This window comes from Streptococcus sp. 2022WUSS083 (assembly GCF_044427155.1).
Taxonomy (GTDB): domain Bacteria; phylum Bacillota; class Bacilli; order Lactobacillales; family Streptococcaceae; genus Streptococcus; species Streptococcus hashimotonensis.
In genome coordinates this window covers 307,757-327,495 of record NZ_JAOTGK010000001.1, presented here as the reverse complement: position 1 = coordinate 327,495, position 19,739 = coordinate 307,757, and the positions used below count along the sequence as shown (strand labels likewise).

Below are 19,739 nucleotides of genomic sequence, written 5' to 3'. Positions count from 1 at the left end.
TCCTTCTACGCTTTAAACATTAATAAGATTCCCACTACTCCAAAGGCCGCAATGGGGATTGTCATCACATTAATCATCAACAAATCAAACAAGAAATCTTGTCGTTCTTGCAAGGTTTTATCTACACCCTTTGTCGCACGCCAGATAAACCAGACCAGACTAGAAGTGATAATCAACAAGGAAGCTATTAGCAATCCTTGTAAATAAAAACTTAGAATGTTTTGTAACATCTTTTTCCTCGATTACTTTAAAAGGTTTGACGCTTGGCTTTACGTTCTGCACGACCTTTTGCACGCGCTTCAACTCGCTTGGTCTTGCGACGTTTTTCATCAACAGCCCATTGAATTTTCTTCTTGTAGCCTGGTTTGACTTTTTTCTTTTTCTTCTTGACCAAGCCAATCATTTCCAAATCTAGTTTTTCACGAGATTTTTCACGGTTAGCACGGCGGTCACGGTCGTAGGTATCGACAAATTCGCCATTTTTCATTTCTTTTGGCAAGAATTTGATATTGAGCTTTTCTAGCTCTCGAATATCTGCATCATCGCTTGGCTGATAAAGGGTAATGGCAATGCCTGATAAACCATTACGGCCTGTGCGCCCTACACGGTGAACAAAGAAGGAAAGGTCTTGTGGAATAGCATCATTGATGACATGGCTGACACCTTCAATGTCAATACCACGTGCTGCCAAGTCTGTCGCTACAATGTACTGATAATCCAAGTTCTTCACCTGGTTCATAATCCGCTTGCGTTCACGTGGAGGAATATCCCCATGAATCTTTGCAACGCGTAGACCATTCGCCGTCAAATAGCTATGCAATTCATCTGCACGTGTCTTTGTATTGACAAAAATCATGGCCAAGTAAGGTTGCATGAGCTTGGTTACTTCCAAGATTTGAGCATTACGGTCACGCCCCTTGGTTGAAATCAGCCAGTTTTCAATGGTATCTGAAATAACCGTATGGGTCTTGATTTGTTCCATGACTGGATTGGATAAGTATTTTTTCAAAAACGGTTGGAGTTTCTGCGGAATGGTCGCTGAAAAGACCATAAATTGCAAGTCTTTTGGCAGGCTGCCAGCAATCTTATCAACTGTTTCTAAAAAGCCCATGTCCAAGGTCATATCTGCCTCATCAACCACAAAGGTTTTAGCCTTATGGATAGCAAGGTCACCTGATTTGACCAAATCATAGATACGCCCTGGTGTCCCAACAACAATGTGAGGCTGCCCAGCTTGAAGCTTGTCAATTTGACGGTTCTTATCCGTACCGCCAACATAATTGGTCACACGAACTTCATTGTCCGAATGACTAGCCAACTGGCGTGCCGCTTGATAAATCTGAGTAGCCAGTTCACGAGATGGGGCTGTAATAACAGCCTGAACTTGGTCCAATTCCTCATTTAATTTTTGGAAAATCGGAATCAAGAAGGTATGGGTCTTACCCGAACCTGTTTTTGATTCCCCTATCAAGTCTCGCCCTGACAAAACAACAGGAATCAATTTCTCCTGAACTTCTGTCGGCTGGACAAAGTTAATTTCTTTCAAAGCCTCCTGAATATAAGGCTTGAGTTTCATATCTGTAAATTTCATAGTTCCCTCTTTGGAAGCTGTATTCACAAGCAAAGTGCTTATATAAGAAATCATTTTCGCTAATAAAGTCGTTTTACCGATTGTACTTTGAAAAAACTAACGATGAGTAGTTTGAAAACTAGTCCTATATGGAAACCTTGAACTGTGAATACAGGTTCTTAATTATACTGCCTTCTATTATAGCACAAAAACAGCATTTCTGCTGTTTCTGACATTTTATAGATAAAGAATAGCTAGGGTAATCAAGCTCATGATGAGACCGACTGACCAGAGGAAAAAGTCAACTTTCCACTCGCTCCATTTTTCAGCTTTTCCGGTCAAACCTCCGAGCTCCAAATGGTGATGGAAAGGAGTCATACGGAAGATACGACGACCTTCTCCAAAGCGTTTTTTGGTGTATTTAAAATATGAAACCTGCAACATAACAGAGGACGTTTCAATGACATAGACCAGGCCGATAAGGAGGAGGGTCCATTCCTGACGGAGGGCAATTGAAATTGTTGCCAACATACCACCGAGAGCCAAGCTTCCCACATCCCCCATGAAAATCTTCGCTGGTTTACGGTTATAAACAAAGAAACCGAGCAAGCCACCAATCATGGTCACACAAACTAGAAGAATATCAAATTTTTGCTCATTGAAGGCGATGACAGAGTAAGCTAGAAGGCTGATAACAACTGAGATAGAAGCCAGTCCATCAATACCATCTGTCAAATTAACTGCATTTGAAAAACCGACCAGCCAGAACAGAACAAATGGGAAATAGAGAACTCCCAAATGTATCATGTGACCAAATACATTCAATTCTCCGCCACCTGCTCCTCTTACGTGAACAAAGTAGAAGACAATCCCTCCTAAAATTTGTAGAGCAAGCTTTTGTTTAGGATTAAGACCTTCATTTATCTTACGGAAAATTTTTAAAAAGTCATCCAAAAATCCTACTACACCATAAAGGGCAAGGATAAAGAGGATGGCGAGAACACCACCCGTCAACAGTTGAAAGGCCGTTGCAAACAACAAGCTGACAAGAATCGCAACAACGAGAAAAACGGTTCCCCCCATTGTTGGTGTGCCTGCCTTAAACTGATGTTGTTTCACATCTTCGTGCATCTGTTGCCCCTCGATGCGTTTGGCTTGATAAAATGTAATAAATCGTGGGATTAAGAGAACGGTTGCTAGAAAAGCGACCAATCCCGACATAAGTGCGAATTGCATGTTAGTCTCCTAAGGTTATTGTTATTTTCTTTGTTTTATTCAAAGCGGTACCGACCTCTACACTTTGGTCGACCACTTTTGAACCCGTTCCTTTATAGGTCACTTCGATACCAGTCCATTCAGCAAATATATCCATATTCTCTTTGGTGATTGCGTACAGGTCTGGCATTTCTTCGAATTTATTTGTCAAGAGTAGAACCTGTTGGTTGGCGATTACGTTACTTCCCTTTTCGACTGAAACTTTTTTAATTTCAGCACCGTTTCCAAGGATAACTGGTTGAACTAATTGACGGCGAAGTTCCTCAGCCGACTCGCCTGGTGCCTTACCAATGAGGTCTGGCAATCGATACTCTGTCTCATTAGCGACCTGTGCCAATGCTGGTGCAGGTGAATCCAGATTCAAATTGTCTTTCAACAGCATCGCTTCTTTCAATGTAGGACTGACAATATCACGCCAAGACAGGACATTCAATACTTCCGGTTGGCGAATGGTCACATACATGATAAACTCAGGATTCTCAGCAGGGATCATGGCTACTACAGAGTTGATGTAGGCACCTTTAATATACCCTTGACCATCTTCACTGGCAATTTCGGCAGATCCTGATTTCATGGCTATATCATACCCGTCCACTTGTATTGCCGGTCCTTGTAAATCATGTGAGTAAAGTGTTCCAAAAATAGGGTCCGTACCAACATTGATCATGTAACCTAATGTCTCATCTGCCGCCTGTTCAGAAACTGGATTCCCGACTTCTTCTTTAGATGAAAGCCTTGCAGTATCAGTATTCGGATTGTATAGTGCTGAAATAAATTTTGGTTCCAACATTATTCCATTATTTGCAATCGCAGAGAAACTTCGAAGCATTTGCACTTGGTTAGCTGAAATACCCTGACCAAATGTAGACATGGCAATCGTTACAATATTATCCTCAGGAACAAGACCTGGTGCCTCATCCCCCATACCAAATCGTGTTGGGTAACCATAGCGAAATTTAGCAAGATAATTTAGCCATTTTTCATCCCCCATTTCTTGTTGTAACAAAGTCATTCCGACGTTACTTGAGAGTGAAAAACCCTGAGCAAAATTTAACGTAACAGCTGATTGGCCAGCGTTTAAAGTCCAGTCATTGATTTTTGCGTCTGCAATTACGTATTCATTATTTGTGTAATATGCATTTGGATCAAATGTACCATTATCAATTGCAGAAGCTACTGTCAAAACCTTCATGGTTGATCCCGGCTCAAAGGCTTCTTGGTAAAGTAACGAACGCTCTAGCAAACCTTCCTCACCAAGACCTTCTTTGGTATCCGAATCATAACTTGGACGTTGTGTGGTCGCTAAAATTTCTCCTGTCTTGGCAGAAACAAGTGTTGCGTTTGCATACTTACCTTTTGCCGTATCAAAGAATGTATTCATATTGGTTTCTAAGGAACGTTGTAAATCTGCCGAAATTGTTGTATATACATCTTGGCCATTAACCGTTTCTTGTTCGACAGATTCCGTACCAGGCAGTACCCTACCTTGACTATCTTTTTCATAGATAACCTTACCATCTTGACCTGCAAGGATGTCATTCAAATAATATTCCATCCCACTCATACCTTGAAGACTATGACTACCATCCTTGTTTTCAACCGGGTTAGCCAACCCCACGAAAATTGAAGCAAAATTTCCATTTGGATACATTCGTCCTGGACTGGCATTAAAGGCAATCCCCTTTATACCCGCGGTCTTCATCTCCTCTTGGATACTAGACATTGTACTGTAAGAAATATTCTTCCCTAGTGTACCAAAATAGACTTGTTTTAATTCTGGTTGATTTAATTGCTGATTGACATAGTCTGTCTCCATACCAAGGTACTTATTTAGTATTTCTGCAACCTTGCTAAATTGTGTTGCTTCAACATACAAGACTTCTTTAAATTCTGAAACATAATCTGTGTCTATAATTGCATAGATTGTGTAGGTGGTAGAATCTTCTGCAATAGGAATTCCTGTACGGTCGTATATCGTCCCCCGTTTAGCTTGAACGGTAACTTCACGCTGGTGTACCGCATCAGCTCTCTCTGACAAGTCCACCCCAAATTTACTATCAGTGCCGATAATATAGGCAAAGTTGATTAAAAAGAGAAAAAAGACGAAAACCGTCAAAAGAAGTAGGCTCTGTCCTACTCTTCGACGATTTTTTGACGGAACATATCGTTTTTTCAAGACATACCGCAAGAGTTTATTATTTCTTCTGGGCATTATTCGGCTACTCCAATATTGTCATTATTAAAAGTTAATCCAGCTTTTTCAGCAATTTCCATCAAGCGAGCTGAACGTGTCAATTCATTGACAGCTTGCTTAGCATCGTTGATTTCAATCTGTTTTTGGCTAATGTCTTGATTGACTTTGGCCATGCCAGATTGAAGTTGCAAAAGCCGCGTTTGCATAAAGATAATTCCTATCGCAAGGGCTAATCCAGATAATACGATGCTTGAATAGAAGGCTTTTTCTACACGTGTGAAGGTTCTAATTTTATCACCGATAACTCGCATAGTGGCTTCTCTACGTTTTTCTTGCAACATAGACTCTCTCCTATTTATGTACTTTCTTAGCTACACGCAGTTTGGCTGAATGCGCGCGATTATTTGCCTCTAATTCTTCTTGACTAGGTAAGATAGGCTTACGATTGACCAATTCAAGTGGCGCCTTCAAGTCGTCTGGAATAAATGGCAAACCTTTTGGAACATCAATCGTACTTGCTTCTTTGAAGAGTTGTTTGGTCAAACGATCTTCTAAAGAATGGAAAGTAATCACAGAAATCCGGCCATCCAAAGCCAATAAGTCAATGGCCTGCTGGATAGATTCGTCTGCTGCTCCCAACTCATCGTTGACCTCAATCCGAATAGCTTGGAAAATCTGCTTAGCAGGATGCCCCTTCTTCTTAAGCTCCTTGGCTGGCTTGGCAGATTTGATCAGCTCTGCCAACTCAGTCGTTGTTTCAATCGGCTTGACCGCACGCGCCTGTTCAATCTTACGAGCAATCTGCTTGGAAAATTTATCCTCACCGTATTTAAAGAAAATCCGTACCAAGTCGTGATAGTCATAGTTATTGACCACATCATAAGCCGTCAAATGTCCCTCACGATTCATCCGCATATCAAGCGGAGCATCTTGTTTGTAAGAAAAGCCACGCTCCCGCTCATCCAACTGTGGACTAGATACTCCTAAATCATAACAAATCCCATCAATCTCTGTTACACCTAGCTCCGCCAAGCGAGTCTTGAGATTGCGGAAGTTGTCCCTGATAAAAGTGACTTGTCCCTTTTCAATGTAGGCTGCCAAGCGGATTTGGGCATGGTCAATGGCCGTCTGATCCTGGTCAAAGGCATAGAGATGCCCACCATCTGTCAACTGACTGAGCAGGTATTCGCTATGCCCTGCTCCACCCAGCGTTGCATCTACATAAATTCCATTTGGTTTGATGTCTAACATATCGACTGTCTCATGCAAGAGAACAGTTGTGTGATTAAATTCCTTGGTCATATCTTTTCTATTGTACCACAAATTAAAATAAAAAGTTGTTGCAAACTTTTTACAAAAAAACTGTCAAATATAGTTGACAACTTATATGAACAGGTATATACTAACAGTAAAGAAACATGTCACATATAGTTGACATCAACAGGGAGGTCTCCCACATTTTTTTACAACCAACTGTCGCATATAATTGACATCGTGCCTAAGGATAGCTAGTCTATCCTCTCTCTTTACAATAGAGTGTCGCATATATTTTACACGAAAGGAGAACCCATGAACCGTGTCAAAGATTACCGCCTACTGCTAGGGATTTCCCAGCTGGATCTGGCCAAGGCCATCGGCGTATCCAGGCAGACCATCAACATGATTGAAAACAACAAATACAACCCCTCGCTAGACCTCTGTATCAACCTAGCCAAAGCTTTACAGACCGATCTCAACAGCCTCTTTTGGAATGAATAGAAAGGAAAATATCATGAAAAAGAATATACGCAAAAACCTGATCTCTACCCTTATTTTTATCCTCCTCTTTGTCCTCTTTCAGCTTTGGGGCAATAGCAGAGCAGACATCTTGCACACCATCAGCCAAGCAACATTCTGGGTGAAAGTGCTGATTGCTGGAACAGTCTACTTCCTTGGACTAGCTTACCTACCACTCATTTTCCGTCGTAAGTAAATAGGAGTATCGTATGAAAAAGGAAACCTTTCAAGATAAATTAATCAAACGATTTTACGGTATCGCTGGTCCCCTAGATGAATACCGCAAACAAGAAGCCTTCCGACTAGGCAATACCTGCTTTATCCTGCTCTTTTGGGGCACCATGGCTCTTACCCTACTGGCACTTGCCCTATCCAAACGCTACCCAGAAGTCGTTGCCTACGGCTACCCAACTGCTCTACTCCTATCCACTCTTTCCTCAAGTATGTATATGACATCCAAGATGCGCCACAGCCAAGTGGACAGTCTAGATGTAGAAGAACTGACTAGTAAGGAACAGAAGCAGCTCAAGGGAGCAAGTTTCAAATTCGCCCTCTATTTCACTGCCGTTATGTACATTTGGGTGGTTGTTTTCGGTGCCTGGATGGAGGGGCTCAACCCTCTCAACCATTTATTTGACCTCCGAAAATTCCTGTCAGCCTGTCTAGGTGGTGTTTTCACAGGCATTGCTATCGAAATCACGCTTCGCAAGCGCATGAAAAAGGCAGAAAAACTAACTGTCAGCTCTGCTATTTCAAAAGAAGAACCCAAGTGGATCAAAAATATGATTAAACGTTTTTACGGTATCCGCGGTCCTTTAGACGAATACCGGCGCAGCCAGGCAGATGCTATCGGCGGACAGGCCTTTATCTACTACTTCTACTTCCTAGCTCTTGGAAATGCCATCGCCTACTTCCTAGCCTACCGCTATCCTCTGGAGGTGGCTGCCTACTATCCAATGATCATTGCCTTCTTCAGTATTATCCTAATTGGTATCGTTAATATGCGTACTCTCCATGCTGACCTGCCTCAATATGACGTGGACGAACTGAGCCCTGAGGAAAGACAAGCCCGACCCCTTAACCCACTTCTCTGGGGACTGGGAGTTGCCCTGCTATCTAGCCTCTTTGCTGGGCTGGCAGACCTCTTTAGCCTCCAGCTTCCCCTACTGGATTCCATCTTCCACGTAAAATCCCTCTTCTTCGGTGGCATGATGGGCCTCTTTGCCAGTCTAGCCCTGTCTGCCATTGCCTATCTGCAAAAACTGGAAGCAGAAACTGCTAAGAAAAAATAAGGAGCTAACACCATGAATAAACCTTTTACACCAAAACAAACCTGTCGATTTTTCGTTCTCTTTTATAGTTTACTTTCTGCCCTCTTCATCTACTCTTACATGGTCAATGAGCCAATTAGCGGTTCATTCTTGCTCATGCTACCGACCATTCAAATTATCAAACCCTATAAAACAGAAGAAGAAAAACGCTACTATATCATCCAAGCCATCTTTGCCCTGTTTACCATGACCTTGACCTATTCCGTGGGCATTTGGCTAGGACATGTCAAACCACTTGTCCTCATCCTTCCTGCTGGATTTGCTCTGGCTATTCTTTATCGGATTTATTTCAAAAAGGAGAAAACAGGTGAGCGTTGACAAACCGAAACTCATACTCACTTTGATTGTCCTCTCCTATACAGCAATTTGCAGCCTGTTTATACATAGCTACCTGACTAAGACAATCCACCAATTTTTATATTATACTCAACGAAAATCAAAAACAGACTAGCTCCAAAGGTTTGGAGAACCTTTGGAGGTTGGAGATAGGCGAACGTAGTTCGTTTCTACTTATGCAGATAGAACCCCGTTAGTATTTTGTTTCAAGGTAACAGATTGAAAAAGTAGTCTGCATCCAACATTTTACAAAGTAGGATTTTTTCTATAAAATAGATTGTATATGACATTCAAATCCATTCTCAAACAACTCAAACTATTTGATTATATCTTAATCGGATTCACCCTAGTTTTATCCTTTCTTCCAGCAATTTTTACCTACACACATCTGACTACAGATACTAATGAGGCAAAAACAATTGCCTATGTCCGCATCAATGGTGAGGTGGTCGACCAATTTGAATTATCAAAGGACACACCCCATCAAGAAAAGACCTACTATCCCAATGAAGGGCAATACAATATCATTGAAGTTGATGGCGAACGCATTCGTGTCAAGGAAGACAATAGCCCAGACCAAATTGCCGTTATGACCAGCTGGATAAGCCAGCCGGGTCAGCTCTCCGTCTGCCTGCCACATAATCTCTTGATTGAAATCAAATCCGTCGGCGGAGAAAGCACTGATGAAGAAGAACTCATTTTACCACTATAGTCTTTTAGTTTACTTTTAGTACTAGCTCCAAAGGTTTGGGAAATCTTTGGAGGTTGGAGATAAAGCGAACAAAGTTCGCATCAAAAGCCGCAGGCATAACTCAATGCTTTCTTATTTCTAGGCATCAACTTGAAACAGTCCCCCAGACTGTTTCAATCAGGCAAGGCGAGTTCAAATACTCCAGTGGAGTGTTTGAAGTTGGAAATTAGGAAACGATGTTTCCTCGCTCGTCAAAGTAATAAAAGAAAAACTAAATGATGATATAACAAAGAAGACACAGCCTGATGAATGACTGTGTCTTTCCTTTTTAGAAAATAAGGGCTAAAGCAAGTATCACCACATATAGCAGCGCAAAGAGTACAAAACTCTTTACTGCCTCGATAAAGGTTTCCCGTTTGACTTGCTTTTTCAAAAATGTTTCTAGACTCTTATAAGCAGGCCAAACTCCGATTAAACCGGCCAGTGCCCAAATTGGTAAGAATCCAGTCAGACAGTAGATTATCCACAGCAACCATGGTAAACTTGCCAAGACAAAATACAATTTAAGAGCATTTTTCTTTCCAATATAGTAAACCAGAGTATAGCGATGGTTGCGAATATCTTCTTCTAAATCACAGGTATTGTTGGCTAACATGATATTGGCAATCAAGGTTACCAGAGGAATGGACATGAAAATAATTTCAATTATTTTTATCCAAGAGAATTGCAAGGTCATCCACTGGCCGCTCACTTGGCTGGTCAGTAGCAAATCTGGTTGCTGAATAAATACAGCAAGAAAGAAGATGCCAAATCCCATGGTTACTCCAGAGAAAACTTCACCCAGTGGCATTCTCGAAAGCGGAATAGGTCCAAAGGTATAGAAGATACCAATGAGGAAACAGAGAGCTCCCATCGGTAGGAGGAGCCAACTGGTCCGCCATACAAGGAGTAATGAAACCAATAGAGAAAAAACAAGTAGGGCAAGGACGATTCCAATCATCTGACGGAAATCTAGGGAGAATTTTCCAATCACATTGCTTTCCTGACGATAGGTTTCGTCCTTGGCCTTGTGGTAGTCCATGCTATTGTTGATGGCAGTTGTACACATGTCAAAGCTAAGGACGGCAATAATGAAGAGGAGAGTATTGAGCCAATTGAAAGCTTGATAGCGATACAGGCTCCATAAAATCCCCAGGGTCATCGGAAAAACACTGGCAACTTTAGTTTTAAGTTCAACAAATTCTAGAAATACAGGCAAACTAAGCCCTTTAGTTGATTTATTCATTGACAAGATGATACTCCTCATTCGTTAATTCAAAGCTTTCTTTCAAGCCATCACTCAGATGAACACCCTGCTCCTTATCGATGAAAACAGCTTCTACACCGTCAATCCGATTGATAAAGTCAAGACCTTTTTCCACACCTAATAAGAAGAGAGTTGTGGATAAGGCATCTCCTTGAATAGAAGTTTTGGAAAAGACTGTCACACCTGAAATATCGTTTTCCACAGGATATCCAGTTTTGGGATCAAGAATATGGTGATATTTGACACCGTCCACCTCTAAGTAACGCTCATAAATACCTGAGGTAACAACCGAATCATGTGTCCCAGGAACAGAACCAACCGTTGCACCACGCACTTGGTCTGGGTCTTGAACTCCAACATTCCAACCATTTTGTGTCGTTGGCGAATCCCCCATAACCACTACATTCCCACCTAGATTGATGATAGCAGTCGTTATCCCTTTGCTGGCAAACAATTCTCTAACCTTATCTGCAATGTAACCTTTGGAAATGGCTCCTAATTCTAAGGTCATTCCTTCTTTGATAAAGACAGTCTTCTTCTCCTTATCTAAAGTAATGTCTTTATAATTGATAAATGGCAGAGCAGCTTTGATTTCTTCATCACTCGGCTTACGTGCATCCTCATCTCCAATTTTCCACAGATTGCTCACAGCTCCAATGGAAATGTCAAATAGCCCCTGACTTTCTTTACTCATGTCAATAGCTGTTTCAATCACTTCAAAGGTACGTTCATCAACCTTGACAGCTTCTTTTCCTGCTGCCTGATTGATACGGTAGACATCTGCCCCTTCCAAGTTTGTGGACAACAGACTTTCCATCTCCTTAATATAGGAGACAGCTTCATCCATCGCTTCTTCCTGATTTTCATGATAAATACTCAACTGCACTACTGTGTGAAGTAAGCTTTCACTACGAGTCAACGGAGTTTTCACAACAGATAAACCTTCGTTTTGTTTACCACCACAGGCAACAAGCAAAACCATCAGTAGGCCCACGAACAATAGACTTGCAATTTTTTTCACTGATTTTACCTTCCCCAAAAAATAAGAAGACACAGTAGCCAAACAAGTGCGACTGTGTCTTTTCTGTATAGACTTAATTAGTCAAGTTTTACAGTTTCTGTTTTTCCTTCAGCAGCTGCTGCAAGAAGGGCTTCTGTACTCTTCTTGAAGTCTTCAGAAGTATGAGTTGCACCTGATACAACTTCAACAGCTGAGAGATCTTGTTTCTCAACCAAAGCTGCATTGAGTTGTTCGATTGCTTCACCAGCAGAAACTCCAGCTTTATCTTTCATGTTTTTGTTGTACTCTTCATTTGCTGATTTAAGGCTTCCATCTTCAGCTTCATAGTCAAATTTTGACTCACTGATTTTTCCATCTTTAACAGTCAATGTGTGAACAATTTTGTAGCCATAATCGTCTTTGCCTGACTCAGCTTTGTAAGTACCATCTTTCAATACTACTGTTTCTGTAGTTGAAGATGAAGTTGAAGTAGATTCTTGTTTAGAACCACAAGCAGCAAGTGCAAATACCGCACCAAGAACTACCAAACTTTTCAACACAACTTTAGTTGTTTTCATAACAATACTCCTTTTGTTAAGTAAATAGTTTTATACTTATAATGATATACCTAATTAGAGAAAATGTCTAGTTATTTTTTAAAAATAATGACTAAAAACTATTGCCACCAAATTTTGCATAGACGCAGTCGATAACTGTGGTATTCTATCTACAAAATTCATCATTTTTTCCAAATAGCTAACAATCAGTTTCTCTGTTTTGGCAATAGCATGCGTTGCAAAAATCCTATCTGTAAGGATTTCCAGCCCTTCTGCCGTAGGGGATTGAATATAGGCCTGCAATTGCTGCTGGATAGACTTGTCTTCTCGCATGGCAAAAAGTAGCGGTGCAGTATAGATACCGTTTTGAATATCTTGCAATCTAGGTTTTCCTGATTCTGCTACATCCAACTGATAGTCAATTAAGTCATCTCGTAGCTGAAATGCCATGCCAAGTGCTTGCCCAGACCGAAAAGCCATGCTACTGTCTTTCCTAGATTGGCCTGGTACAAAACTCCCCAACTGACAGGCAAGTCCAAATAGAAAAGCTGTTTTTCCTTGAATTTGCTTGAGATAGGCTTTCATAGTCATATTTGCATCAAATTGATTGAGTAGCTGAGATAATTCTCCTCGAAGAATTGTTTCCATCAGCTTATCATTGTCCAAATCCAAATCATCACGTGATACTTCTAGCAAACGAAGCCCTTTTCCAAGCAAGCGACCTGAGTAGGCCAGAAGATAATCACCCGTGTAGATAGCGATTCGATTCGAAAATTGTTGATGAGCCGCCGTGACTCCCCGCCGTTTATCCGCGCCATCAATCACATCGTCGTGAATAAGAGTCGCTAGATGCAGGACTTCTAAATGGGCAGCAAAATATAGCTTTGAACGGCTAATCTTTCCTTCCGTCATTTGTGCAAAGAGCAGACAGAGGCCAGCACGCAGGTATTTCCCTGGCGCCTCTACATATTCAACAATCTTCGCTGTAACTGCTGGATGCAGGACCATCATCTCAGATAAGATGATGGATTTTACCTCTTCAAGTCCCCTCTCAATCTCAGGATAGGTATTCCAAATTTGATGTACCACTAACTTTCTATATTTCCTTTATTTTTTATCCTTGATACGGTAAATATGCTTCGGCTTTCCATAAATCTTCTTGTCTAGGAAACGACCCAACCATGGCATAATCCAGTAGTCTAGACCGAAGGCTCTACCCGCACCATTCATAAGAGAAATAGCTGCTGGGATGAACCAAATATTTACCCAGTAGAACATGCCTGACAGGCTGAACATAACTACCAAAGCAACGGTTGCAGCAGATACAATCCATACAAAGGCGCCAGCAATCAAAGCCAGACCAATACCGATTTCTGCTACTGTCATAAATTTTTGCATAAAGAGTGCTACTTCTTGGTTTGGCATCATAAATTCCATGATAGTAGCAAACCAATCAGGCATTTTATCCAAAACAGCCATCGGTGCTTCACCATAGGCATAGCTCAAACCAAAAATTGGTTCAGCTGCTTCTGCCGCAGCAGTTGCCGCTTGTGAGGCACTTGAAACCGCCTCAGCAGCAGATGCACCAGATACTGGATCAGCTAACCAAGGGAATGGGAAGACAACTTGATCCCCAAACCATGATGTTGTTCCAAATAGACCAAAGGCTTTCTTGATACCTTCGTAGAGCCATACTGAACCATAAAGGACACGCATTGGCACAGACCAGAGAAGATTTCCTTTGCCTGAAGTATGACCGCCAAAAATGTTTCGCTTATTCTGAATGTCAAAGAATTCATGACGAACATAAGACCCCATGTAGAAGAAACTACGGATGGTAAAGAAGTAGAGTAGGTTTACCATGTGTTTGACAGCCATTGCCATAAAGCCTGACATGTGGTATTTGTCCATCAAGAAGGCTACACCGTAGCGTGCTCCAATAGATACCATAAACCCATCATATTTACCTTTGTAGCTATGTTTTTCGCCACCTTTGATTGCTGCAATAATATTACTTGCCGCAGTATGACCTGTCTGTTCAGCTGCTTGTACAATCTGTGGAGTTGTTTTTCCTTCTGATTCTTCAAAGTAAACCAAGTCGCCAGCTACATAGACATTTTCCTTGCCTTTCGCTTCCATGAACTCATTGGCTACCAAACGACCTGCACGTGCTTTTTCAATACCAAATTCACTTGCGTCTGTATTGGCTTGAACACCAGCTGTCCAAATAGAGGTATAGGTAGGAATTTGACGACCTGATGAAAGTGTCAAGCTATCTTCTTGAACACTTGCTACACCATCGCCAAGAACCAATTCAACACCTTTTTTCTCAAGGTATTTGCGAGCCTTGACTTGCTCTTTTTCAGTAACCATAGCCAAGATATTTGGCGTTGCCTCAACAACCTTAAGTGAGAATTCTTTTGGATCCAACTTGAACTCACGTGCCAAAATTGGTACCCAGTCAATCAACTCACCGATCATCTCAATACCTGTGAAGCCAGCACCGATAACGGTAAAGGTTAAAAGAGCGCGACGTTTGGCTTCATCATGCTCACGCATGGCACGATAGCAAGCGTCAATCATGTGGTCATGCAAACGTTCTGCTGCTTCGATAGACCAAAGTGTAAAACCGTGTTCTTTAACACCTTTCACACCAAAGTCATTAGCCTCACCACCCATTGCAAGGAGCAGGTAATCAAAATCCAGAGTTTGGTGTTCCGCAACTACTTGTTTCTTATCGTAGTCAATCTCAACAACCTTGTCTGTTACCAATTGAACCTTTGGATATTTTTTGAAGATACGTTGAAGGTCATACTTGATTGCATTGGCTTCTACACGCCCAGCCGCAACTTCATGCAACTCTGTCATATAGGTATGGAAAGAGTTCTTATCAATCAAGGTAACTGTTACATCTTGATCCTTTTTAAAAGTTTTTCCTAGCAATCGAGCTGCTGCAATCCCCGCATAACCAGCACCGACAATCACAATATTTTTCGTCACAATGTTTCCTCCTTGTGAAAATCAAAACAAATTACATGTTTCCATTATACCGTATTCCAAGATAGTTGACAAGCAAATTTCAATAATTAGTAATATACACAAACAAAACTTGCCATAGTGAACAAAAACAAGTATGATAGTAAAATAGATAATCGACTAGAAAGAGTTTTTTCTCTACACATATGAATTCTAAACGTCAAACACTTAACTTTATTACGATGCTGGCAGCTCAGGCAGTTGTCATTTCTTTGATTGAACGACTCATCACCCCCCCATTTGCTTTTGCTCCAGGTGCCAAGCTAGGACTGGGAAATTTGATTAGCTTAATTGCTATTTTTACCCTCCCTACAAAGGATAGCCTAAAGGTTGTCGCACTACGCTTGCTCATCTCAACCTTTCTGGGAGGCACCTTTTCAACCTTCCTCTATGGCTTTGCCGGAACTACTTTGAGTTATGTAGGAATGCTCTCTGCCAAGCAGCTCGGTCCAAACCGTGTCAGTCCTATTGGAATTTCTATTCTGGGCGGAATGTTGCACAATCTTGGTCAGCTTCTTGTTTTTGCTACCATCGCCCGTTCTTTCTATGTACTGAACTACCTGCCAATCCTCGCTTTTACAGGAATTTTATCAGGCTTATTGGTCGGACTGGCTGCTACCTACCTCCTCCAAAAGGTCGGACCTTTACGTCACTATCATCAACAAGTCTTAGCAGAATGGAAATAAATCTCCCTAGGTCAACTAAGGAGATTCTTTTTATGGTCCGCACCACTTTTTCATTATCCATAATAATTTCCCCATAATCCTGGTGTCACAAATAAAATGAGCCACCTCATATAAACACCACTTATAAAATCCATGGTAATAAAAAATAATGAAGCTTTCAAGAAGAGAAAAAATCAGGTTCTTTGCGTGTTTTAGTCGTACATTTTCTTTCTTTTGTGCTACAATATCTTCATCTTTTATTTTTTTGAGAAAGGTAGAATTATGTCACCATTTAGGATCAAACTTTCTCCCAGTCAGCGAATCATTATCAGTTTCTTATTCGTGATTCTGACTGGATCAATTTTACTAAGTCTTCCCATCTCACAAATTAGTACCTCTACAGCAAGTTATTGGGATCATCTCTTCACATCTGTCTCCATGGTTTGTGTGACAGGGCTATTTACCAAAGCCGTTGCTGAAACCTATTCCACTTTTGGACAGATTATCTGTATGATGCTAATCCAAATTGGTGGTTTGAGCTTGATAGGATTCATCGGTCTCTTCGCTTTACGCGGTGGTCGTAAAATGAACTTCATCAATATGGCGACCTTACAAGAGGCTCTAAACCGATCTGACACAAAATATTTTCGTAACTTCCTCAAATCAGCTTTTGGTTTTACCTTGGCGGTCGAAGCCTTTGGAGCCCTCTTACTGTCCTTTCATTTTGTACCTGAATTTGGATGGGCGAGAGGTTTATTTACCTCGATTTTCGTAGCTATATCAGCCTTTTGTAATGCTGGTTTTGATAATTTTGGCGCAACTAGCATCATGCGCTATGTGGATAATCCTCTAATCAACATAACATTAGCCAGTCTCATTATTATGGGTGGTCTTGGATTCTCGGTTTGGTTTGACCTTCAGACACAAATCGGGCAAAAACGTAGCCTACGAAAACTAGGGTTCCATACAAAGATTGTTCTAGGCCTAACAGCCATTATACTAACCCTCGGAACTCTGACTACCTTACTCACCGAATGGAATAACCCTTCTACTATCGGGCAACTATCATTTGGTCATAAATTATTAGCCAGCTTTTTCCAGACGGTCACCATGCGAACCGCTGGTTTTGCCAGTATCGACTACACGAAGGCTGAACCAATCACCCTCTTGCTCTATATCTTTCAGATGATGCTTGGCGGAGCCCCAGGTGGAACAGCCGGCGGTATTAAAATAACCGCCTTCCTAACCTTAGTGCTCTATGCTCGTAGCGAGATTCTCGGTCTCCCTCATACCAACTTTATGGGACGAACTATTGATAACCTCAGCATCCGCAAAGCTTTTGCGACATTCTCCGTCTTCCTGCTTATGTTTATCATAGGACTCTTCGCACTTGCCTTAACAGATGACCGACAACCACTTCTATTTTTAATGTTCGAGGTCATGTCAGCATTAGCCACTGTGGGTGTTACAGCAAATCTGACTCCAAGTCTAACCATGGCCGGTCAAGCAGTCATTATGGCGCTCATGTTCTTCGGCCGTATCGGTCCACTTTCTATTCTCGCAAGCCTTTCTGTTCGAAAATTATCTAAAACCGAAAGTCTTCAATACGCAAAATCATCTATGCTTGTTTAAAAGGAGAAATCATGCCAAACTATACTATCGGAATTCTCGGCCTGGGAGTTTTTGGTACTACCATTGCAAAAACATTACACAATTACGATTGCAATATCATTGCTATTGATAATCATGAGCAACGTATCAATCATCTAGAACCTATTCTCACGCGCGGTATTGTTGGAGACATCACCGATCGCTCGCTCCTACGTGCAGCAGGAATCGGTAACTGCGATGCTGTTGTTGTAGCTACTGGCGAAAACTTGGAATCCAGTGTCCTTGCTGTTATGCATAGCAAGGTCCTAGGCGTTCCTATGGTCATTGCCAAAGTCAAAGGAACAACTGCGAAAGAAGTCCTTCTCCGTGTTGGTGCTGACAAGGTTATTTCTCCCGAACGCGAAACTGGTATTTCCCTAGCCAAACAATTACTCCACCGCGATACAACCAGCCTCTTTGAGCTCGAAGGCAATGTTTCCATTGTTGAGTTTCACCCGCCAGTAAAATGGATTGGCAAAACACTCGGCGAATTAAAACTCCGCCAACACTATAAACTCAATATTATCGGTTACCGAAGTGGCGAAAATCAGGAATTAAACATCCAACTGACTCCTGACTATGTCTTCAAATCTGACGAACTCATCTTAGCAGTAACAGACCATAATACTGTCGATCATTTTGAAGAACTGACAAATTAATACTCAATGAAAATCAAAAACAGACTAGCTCCAAAGGTTTGGGGAACCTTTGGAGGTTGGAGATAGGGCGAACGTAGTTCGTTACTACTTACGCAGATAGAACCCTGTTACTATTTTGTTTCAAGGGAACAGGCTGAAAGGCTCCACTGGAGCCTTTCACTCATCAAATCAAGTCAACAACGTCTGATTTTGATTTTCGAAGAGTATAAATAACAAATTTACGCCCTATACTCCGTTTTCAGGAGAAATATTTTATCCCTAGAAAGCCTACTAGACTATCATTTATCTAGTGGGCTTATCATCTGTCAAAAGGAGACGTTATGAATGATTTAACCAAAGGAAAGCCGATTGCGGTCATCTTACAATTCGCTATTCCCTTGTTGATTGGCTCTTTTTTTCAACTGGCCTATAATTTTGCTGATTCCATGATTGTGGGACATACTTTGGGAAAGGACGCCTTTGCAAGTGTCGGTTCGACAGCCAGCCTAATTTTTTTAATCATCGGTTTTGCCCAAGGTGTTACCAATGGATTAACCATTATTTCTGCCCAACGCTTTGGAGCTGGCGACTTAGAGGGACTTAAAAAATCTTTTGTCCACGGACTCTTCTACGCTTCCCTCATCAGCCTTTTACTAACAGTCTCAGCCTTAGCTTTTTTGAAACCTATCTTGGTCTTAATGCAAACGCCTGTGAGTATCATCGACCACTCCCATGCCTTTCTAACGGCCATGTTTGGAGGATTGACCTTTACTATTTTTTATAATTTCCTGTCCTCAGCCCTACGCAGTCTCGGAAACTCTAAAACACCTCTACTGGCTCTAGTTATCGCTTGTTTTATCAATATCGGTCTGGATTTTTTCTTTATCTTAGTTATGAACTGGGGCGTTTTCGGAGCTGGCTTTGCAACTATCCTTGCTCAAGCCTGTTCGGTCCTCTTTCTTATTTTTTACATTATCCACAAGGTACCTTACTATCATATCGGACTAGCTGATTTAAAATTGGATAGAGGTAATCTCAAGAAACATGCCCAGCTTGCTTTTCCAATGGGATTTCAAGCCAGTATTATCGCCATCGGAGCCATGACCTTGCAGTTTATGGTCAACCAACTAGGAACAGACGCCATCGCCGCCCAGGCCATTGCCCTTCGTACTGACCAGTTGGCTATGCTGCCCATGGTCAATCTGGGCTTGGCTATCGCAACCTTTACTGCTCAGAACTATGGCGCCAAGCTCTATGACCGTATTCGAGAAGGGGTGCGCCACTCATTACTCCTCAGCATTGCTTGGGCTATTGTATTTGCGGTCATTCTCATCTTGGGTAATCGCTTCTTCTCTGGTCTCTTTCTACCAAATGCCAGTCAAACAGTTCTGGACTTGGCTCTTGTTTACTACATCATTAACGGCTCTTGTTACTGGATTGTTGCTTCCCTCTTTATTCTTCGTAGCTTTATTCAGGGACTTGGCAAAGGCTTTATCCCAACACTAGCAGGCTTTGGAGAATTGATTTTCCGAGCAGCAGTCGCCATCATCGGTATGCAGTATTTCGGTTTTTATGGGACCGCCGCCGCCAACCCTGCTGCCTGGATCGGAAGCATCATCGTCCTGATTCCAAGTTCCATCATCTTTATGAAAAAATTAAAAGCTGGACAAAGCATATAAAGAAAACGCTGGGCTCAAGCCCAGCACACTTCTCA

20 protein-coding genes are annotated in these 19,739 nt (G+C 41.7%); 9 read left to right on the top strand and 11 right to left on the bottom strand.

Annotation, left to right across the window (positions count from 1 at the left end; genetic code table 11):
- Positions 1–5: 5 nt before the first annotated feature.
- The 6 genes from ODU41_RS01445 to rsmH form a co-directional block, all read right to left on the bottom strand.
- Positions 6–230: a DUF4059 family protein gene (locus ODU41_RS01445; RefSeq protein ID WP_002936682.1), complete on the bottom strand. Its 225-nt coding sequence runs from the start codon at positions 228–230 to the stop codon at positions 6–8.
- A 17-nt stretch (positions 231–247) separates the two neighbouring features.
- Positions 248–1,591 (bottom strand): DEAD/DEAH box helicase, encoded by a 1,344-nt coding sequence (locus ODU41_RS01440; protein ID WP_024384547.1) that lies wholly within the window; start codon positions 1,589–1,591, stop codon positions 248–250.
- Between the two features lie 216 nt (positions 1,592–1,807).
- Positions 1,808–2,806, bottom strand: coding sequence for a phospho-N-acetylmuramoyl-pentapeptide-transferase (mraY, locus tag ODU41_RS01435; protein ID WP_024376390.1), 999 nt, complete (start codon positions 2,804–2,806; stop codon positions 1,808–1,810).
- Between the two features lies 1 nt (position 2,807).
- Positions 2,808–5,057, bottom strand: a complete 2,250-nt coding sequence (gene pbp2X, locus ODU41_RS01430) for a penicillin-binding protein PBP2X (protein WP_044754233.1) — start codon at positions 5,055–5,057, stop codon at positions 2,808–2,810.
- Positions 5,057–5,380, bottom strand: a complete 324-nt coding sequence (gene ftsL / locus ODU41_RS01425) for a cell division protein FtsL (RefSeq protein ID WP_002937992.1) — start codon at positions 5,378–5,380, stop codon at positions 5,057–5,059. Before ftsL ends, pbp2X begins: the two co-directional genes overlap by 1 nt.
- A gap of 10 nt (positions 5,381–5,390) precedes the next feature.
- Complete coding sequence (gene rsmH / locus ODU41_RS01420; protein WP_105120089.1) at positions 5,391–6,341, bottom strand: 16S rRNA (cytosine(1402)-N(4))-methyltransferase RsmH; 951 nt, start codon at positions 6,339–6,341, stop codon at positions 5,391–5,393.
- A 267-nt stretch (positions 6,342–6,608) separates the two neighbouring features.
- Between rsmH and ODU41_RS01415 the strand changes: the two genes are divergently transcribed.
- From ODU41_RS01415 to ODU41_RS01395, 5 genes are all read left to right on the top strand, one after another.
- Entirely contained in the window at positions 6,609–6,797 is a 189-nt protein-coding gene (locus ODU41_RS01415; protein ID WP_002942681.1) for a helix-turn-helix transcriptional regulator, read from the top strand.
- Between the two features lie 13 nt (positions 6,798–6,810).
- A complete protein-coding gene (locus tag ODU41_RS01410) occupies positions 6,811–7,011 on the top strand; it encodes a hypothetical protein (RefSeq protein WP_105148570.1) in 201 nt (66 codons plus the stop codon).
- A gap of 13 nt (positions 7,012–7,024) precedes the next feature.
- Positions 7,025–8,107, top strand: a complete 1,083-nt coding sequence (locus ODU41_RS01405; RefSeq protein WP_105148569.1) for a DUF3278 domain-containing protein — start codon at positions 7,025–7,027, stop codon at positions 8,105–8,107.
- Positions 8,108–8,119: 12 nt separating this feature from the next.
- Complete coding sequence (locus ODU41_RS01400; RefSeq protein WP_398578571.1) at positions 8,120–8,464, top strand: MFS transporter; 345 nt, start codon at positions 8,120–8,122, stop codon at positions 8,462–8,464.
- Positions 8,465–8,765: 301 nt separating this feature from the next.
- Positions 8,766–9,194: a NusG domain II-containing protein gene (locus ODU41_RS01395; RefSeq protein ID WP_002938002.1), complete on the top strand. Its 429-nt coding sequence runs from the start codon at positions 8,766–8,768 to the stop codon at positions 9,192–9,194.
- Positions 9,195–9,501: 307 nt separating this feature from the next.
- Here ODU41_RS01395 and menA read toward each other — a convergent pair whose 3' ends face one another.
- From menA to ODU41_RS01370, 5 genes are all read right to left on the bottom strand, one after another.
- The gene (gene menA / locus ODU41_RS01390) at positions 9,502–10,458 is read right to left on the bottom strand and encodes a 1,4-dihydroxy-2-naphthoate polyprenyltransferase (RefSeq protein ID WP_398578570.1); all 957 of its coding nucleotides are present in this window, start codon (positions 10,456–10,458) and stop codon (positions 9,502–9,504) included.
- On the bottom strand, positions 10,451–11,500 hold the full coding sequence (locus ODU41_RS01385; RefSeq protein ID WP_398578569.1) for an FAD:protein FMN transferase: 1,050 nt from the start codon (positions 11,498–11,500) through the stop codon (positions 10,451–10,453). Before ODU41_RS01385 ends, menA begins: the two co-directional genes overlap by 8 nt.
- 77 nt (positions 11,501–11,577) lie before the next feature.
- Complete coding sequence (locus tag ODU41_RS01380) at positions 11,578–12,057, bottom strand: FMN-binding protein (RefSeq protein ID WP_015647284.1); 480 nt, start codon at positions 12,055–12,057, stop codon at positions 11,578–11,580.
- 78 nt (positions 12,058–12,135) lie between these two features.
- Positions 12,136–13,125 (bottom strand): polyprenyl synthetase family protein, encoded by a 990-nt coding sequence (locus ODU41_RS01375; protein ID WP_398578568.1) that lies wholly within the window; start codon positions 13,123–13,125, stop codon positions 12,136–12,138.
- Between the two features lie 18 nt (positions 13,126–13,143).
- Entirely contained in the window at positions 13,144–15,036 is a 1,893-nt protein-coding gene (locus ODU41_RS01370) for an NAD(P)/FAD-dependent oxidoreductase (protein ID WP_044669257.1), read from the bottom strand.
- Positions 15,037–15,218: 182 nt separating this feature from the next.
- Between ODU41_RS01370 and ODU41_RS01365 the strand changes: the two genes are divergently transcribed.
- The 4 genes from ODU41_RS01365 (at position 15,219) to ODU41_RS01350 (ending at position 19,704) form a co-directional block, all read left to right on the top strand.
- Positions 15,219–15,758, top strand: a complete 540-nt coding sequence (locus ODU41_RS01365) for a Gx transporter family protein (RefSeq protein ID WP_012027668.1) — start codon at positions 15,219–15,221, stop codon at positions 15,756–15,758.
- A gap of 261 nt (positions 15,759–16,019) precedes the next feature.
- The gene (locus ODU41_RS01360) at positions 16,020–17,369 is read left to right on the top strand and encodes a TrkH family potassium uptake protein (protein WP_002938011.1); all 1,350 of its coding nucleotides are present in this window, start codon (positions 16,020–16,022) and stop codon (positions 17,367–17,369) included.
- Positions 17,370–17,380: 11 nt separating this feature from the next.
- Positions 17,381–18,046 (top strand): TrkA family potassium uptake protein, encoded by a 666-nt coding sequence (locus ODU41_RS01355; protein WP_014638537.1) that lies wholly within the window; start codon positions 17,381–17,383, stop codon positions 18,044–18,046.
- A 320-nt stretch (positions 18,047–18,366) separates the two neighbouring features.
- Complete coding sequence (locus ODU41_RS01350; protein WP_024410702.1) at positions 18,367–19,704, top strand: MATE family efflux transporter; 1,338 nt, start codon at positions 18,367–18,369, stop codon at positions 19,702–19,704.
- Positions 19,705–19,739: the final 35 nt, after the last annotated feature.

What these genes read in the sequence shown, in the direction of transcription:
- ODU41_RS01360 (WP_002938011.1), top strand. Translation starts at nt 16,020, where the DNA reads ATGTCACCATTTAGGATCAAACTTTCTCCCAGTCAGCGAATCATTATC.
- ODU41_RS01415 (WP_002942681.1), top strand. Translation starts at nt 6,609, where the DNA reads ATGAACCGTGTCAAAGATTACCGCCTACTGCTAGGGATTTCCCAGCTG.
- ODU41_RS01355 (WP_014638537.1), top strand. Translation starts at nt 17,381, where the DNA reads ATGCCAAACTATACTATCGGAATTCTCGGCCTGGGAGTTTTTGGTACT.
- pbp2X (WP_044754233.1), bottom strand. Translation starts at nt 5,057, where the DNA reads ATGCCCAGAAGAAATAATAAACTCTTGCGGTATGTCTTGAAAAAACGA.
- ODU41_RS01395 (WP_002938002.1), top strand. Translation starts at nt 8,766, where the DNA reads ATGACATTCAAATCCATTCTCAAACAACTCAAACTATTTGATTATATC.
- mraY (WP_024376390.1), bottom strand. Translation starts at nt 2,806, where the DNA reads ATGCAATTCGCACTTATGTCGGGATTGGTCGCTTTTCTAGCAACCGTT.
- ODU41_RS01405 (WP_105148569.1), top strand. Translation starts at nt 7,025, where the DNA reads ATGAAAAAGGAAACCTTTCAAGATAAATTAATCAAACGATTTTACGGT.
- ODU41_RS01380 (WP_015647284.1), bottom strand. Translation starts at nt 12,057, where the DNA reads ATGAAAACAACTAAAGTTGTGTTGAAAAGTTTGGTAGTTCTTGGTGCG.
- ODU41_RS01350 (WP_024410702.1), top strand. Translation starts at nt 18,367, where the DNA reads ATGAATGATTTAACCAAAGGAAAGCCGATTGCGGTCATCTTACAATTC.
- menA (WP_398578570.1), bottom strand. Translation starts at nt 10,458, where the DNA reads ATGAATAAATCAACTAAAGGGCTTAGTTTGCCTGTATTTCTAGAATTT.
- ODU41_RS01365 (WP_012027668.1), top strand. Translation starts at nt 15,219, where the DNA reads ATGAATTCTAAACGTCAAACACTTAACTTTATTACGATGCTGGCAGCT.
- rsmH (WP_105120089.1), bottom strand. Translation starts at nt 6,341, where the DNA reads ATGACCAAGGAATTTAATCACACAACTGTTCTCTTGCATGAGACAGTC.
- ftsL (WP_002937992.1), bottom strand. Translation starts at nt 5,380, where the DNA reads ATGTTGCAAGAAAAACGTAGAGAAGCCACTATGCGAGTTATCGGTGAT.
- ODU41_RS01445 (WP_002936682.1), bottom strand. Translation starts at nt 230, where the DNA reads ATGTTACAAAACATTCTAAGTTTTTATTTACAAGGATTGCTAATAGCT.
- ODU41_RS01410 (WP_105148570.1), top strand. Translation starts at nt 6,811, where the DNA reads ATGAAAAAGAATATACGCAAAAACCTGATCTCTACCCTTATTTTTATC.
- ODU41_RS01440 (WP_024384547.1), bottom strand. Translation starts at nt 1,591, where the DNA reads ATGAAATTTACAGATATGAAACTCAAGCCTTATATTCAGGAGGCTTTG.
- ODU41_RS01400 (WP_398578571.1), top strand. Translation starts at nt 8,120, where the DNA reads ATGAATAAACCTTTTACACCAAAACAAACCTGTCGATTTTTCGTTCTC.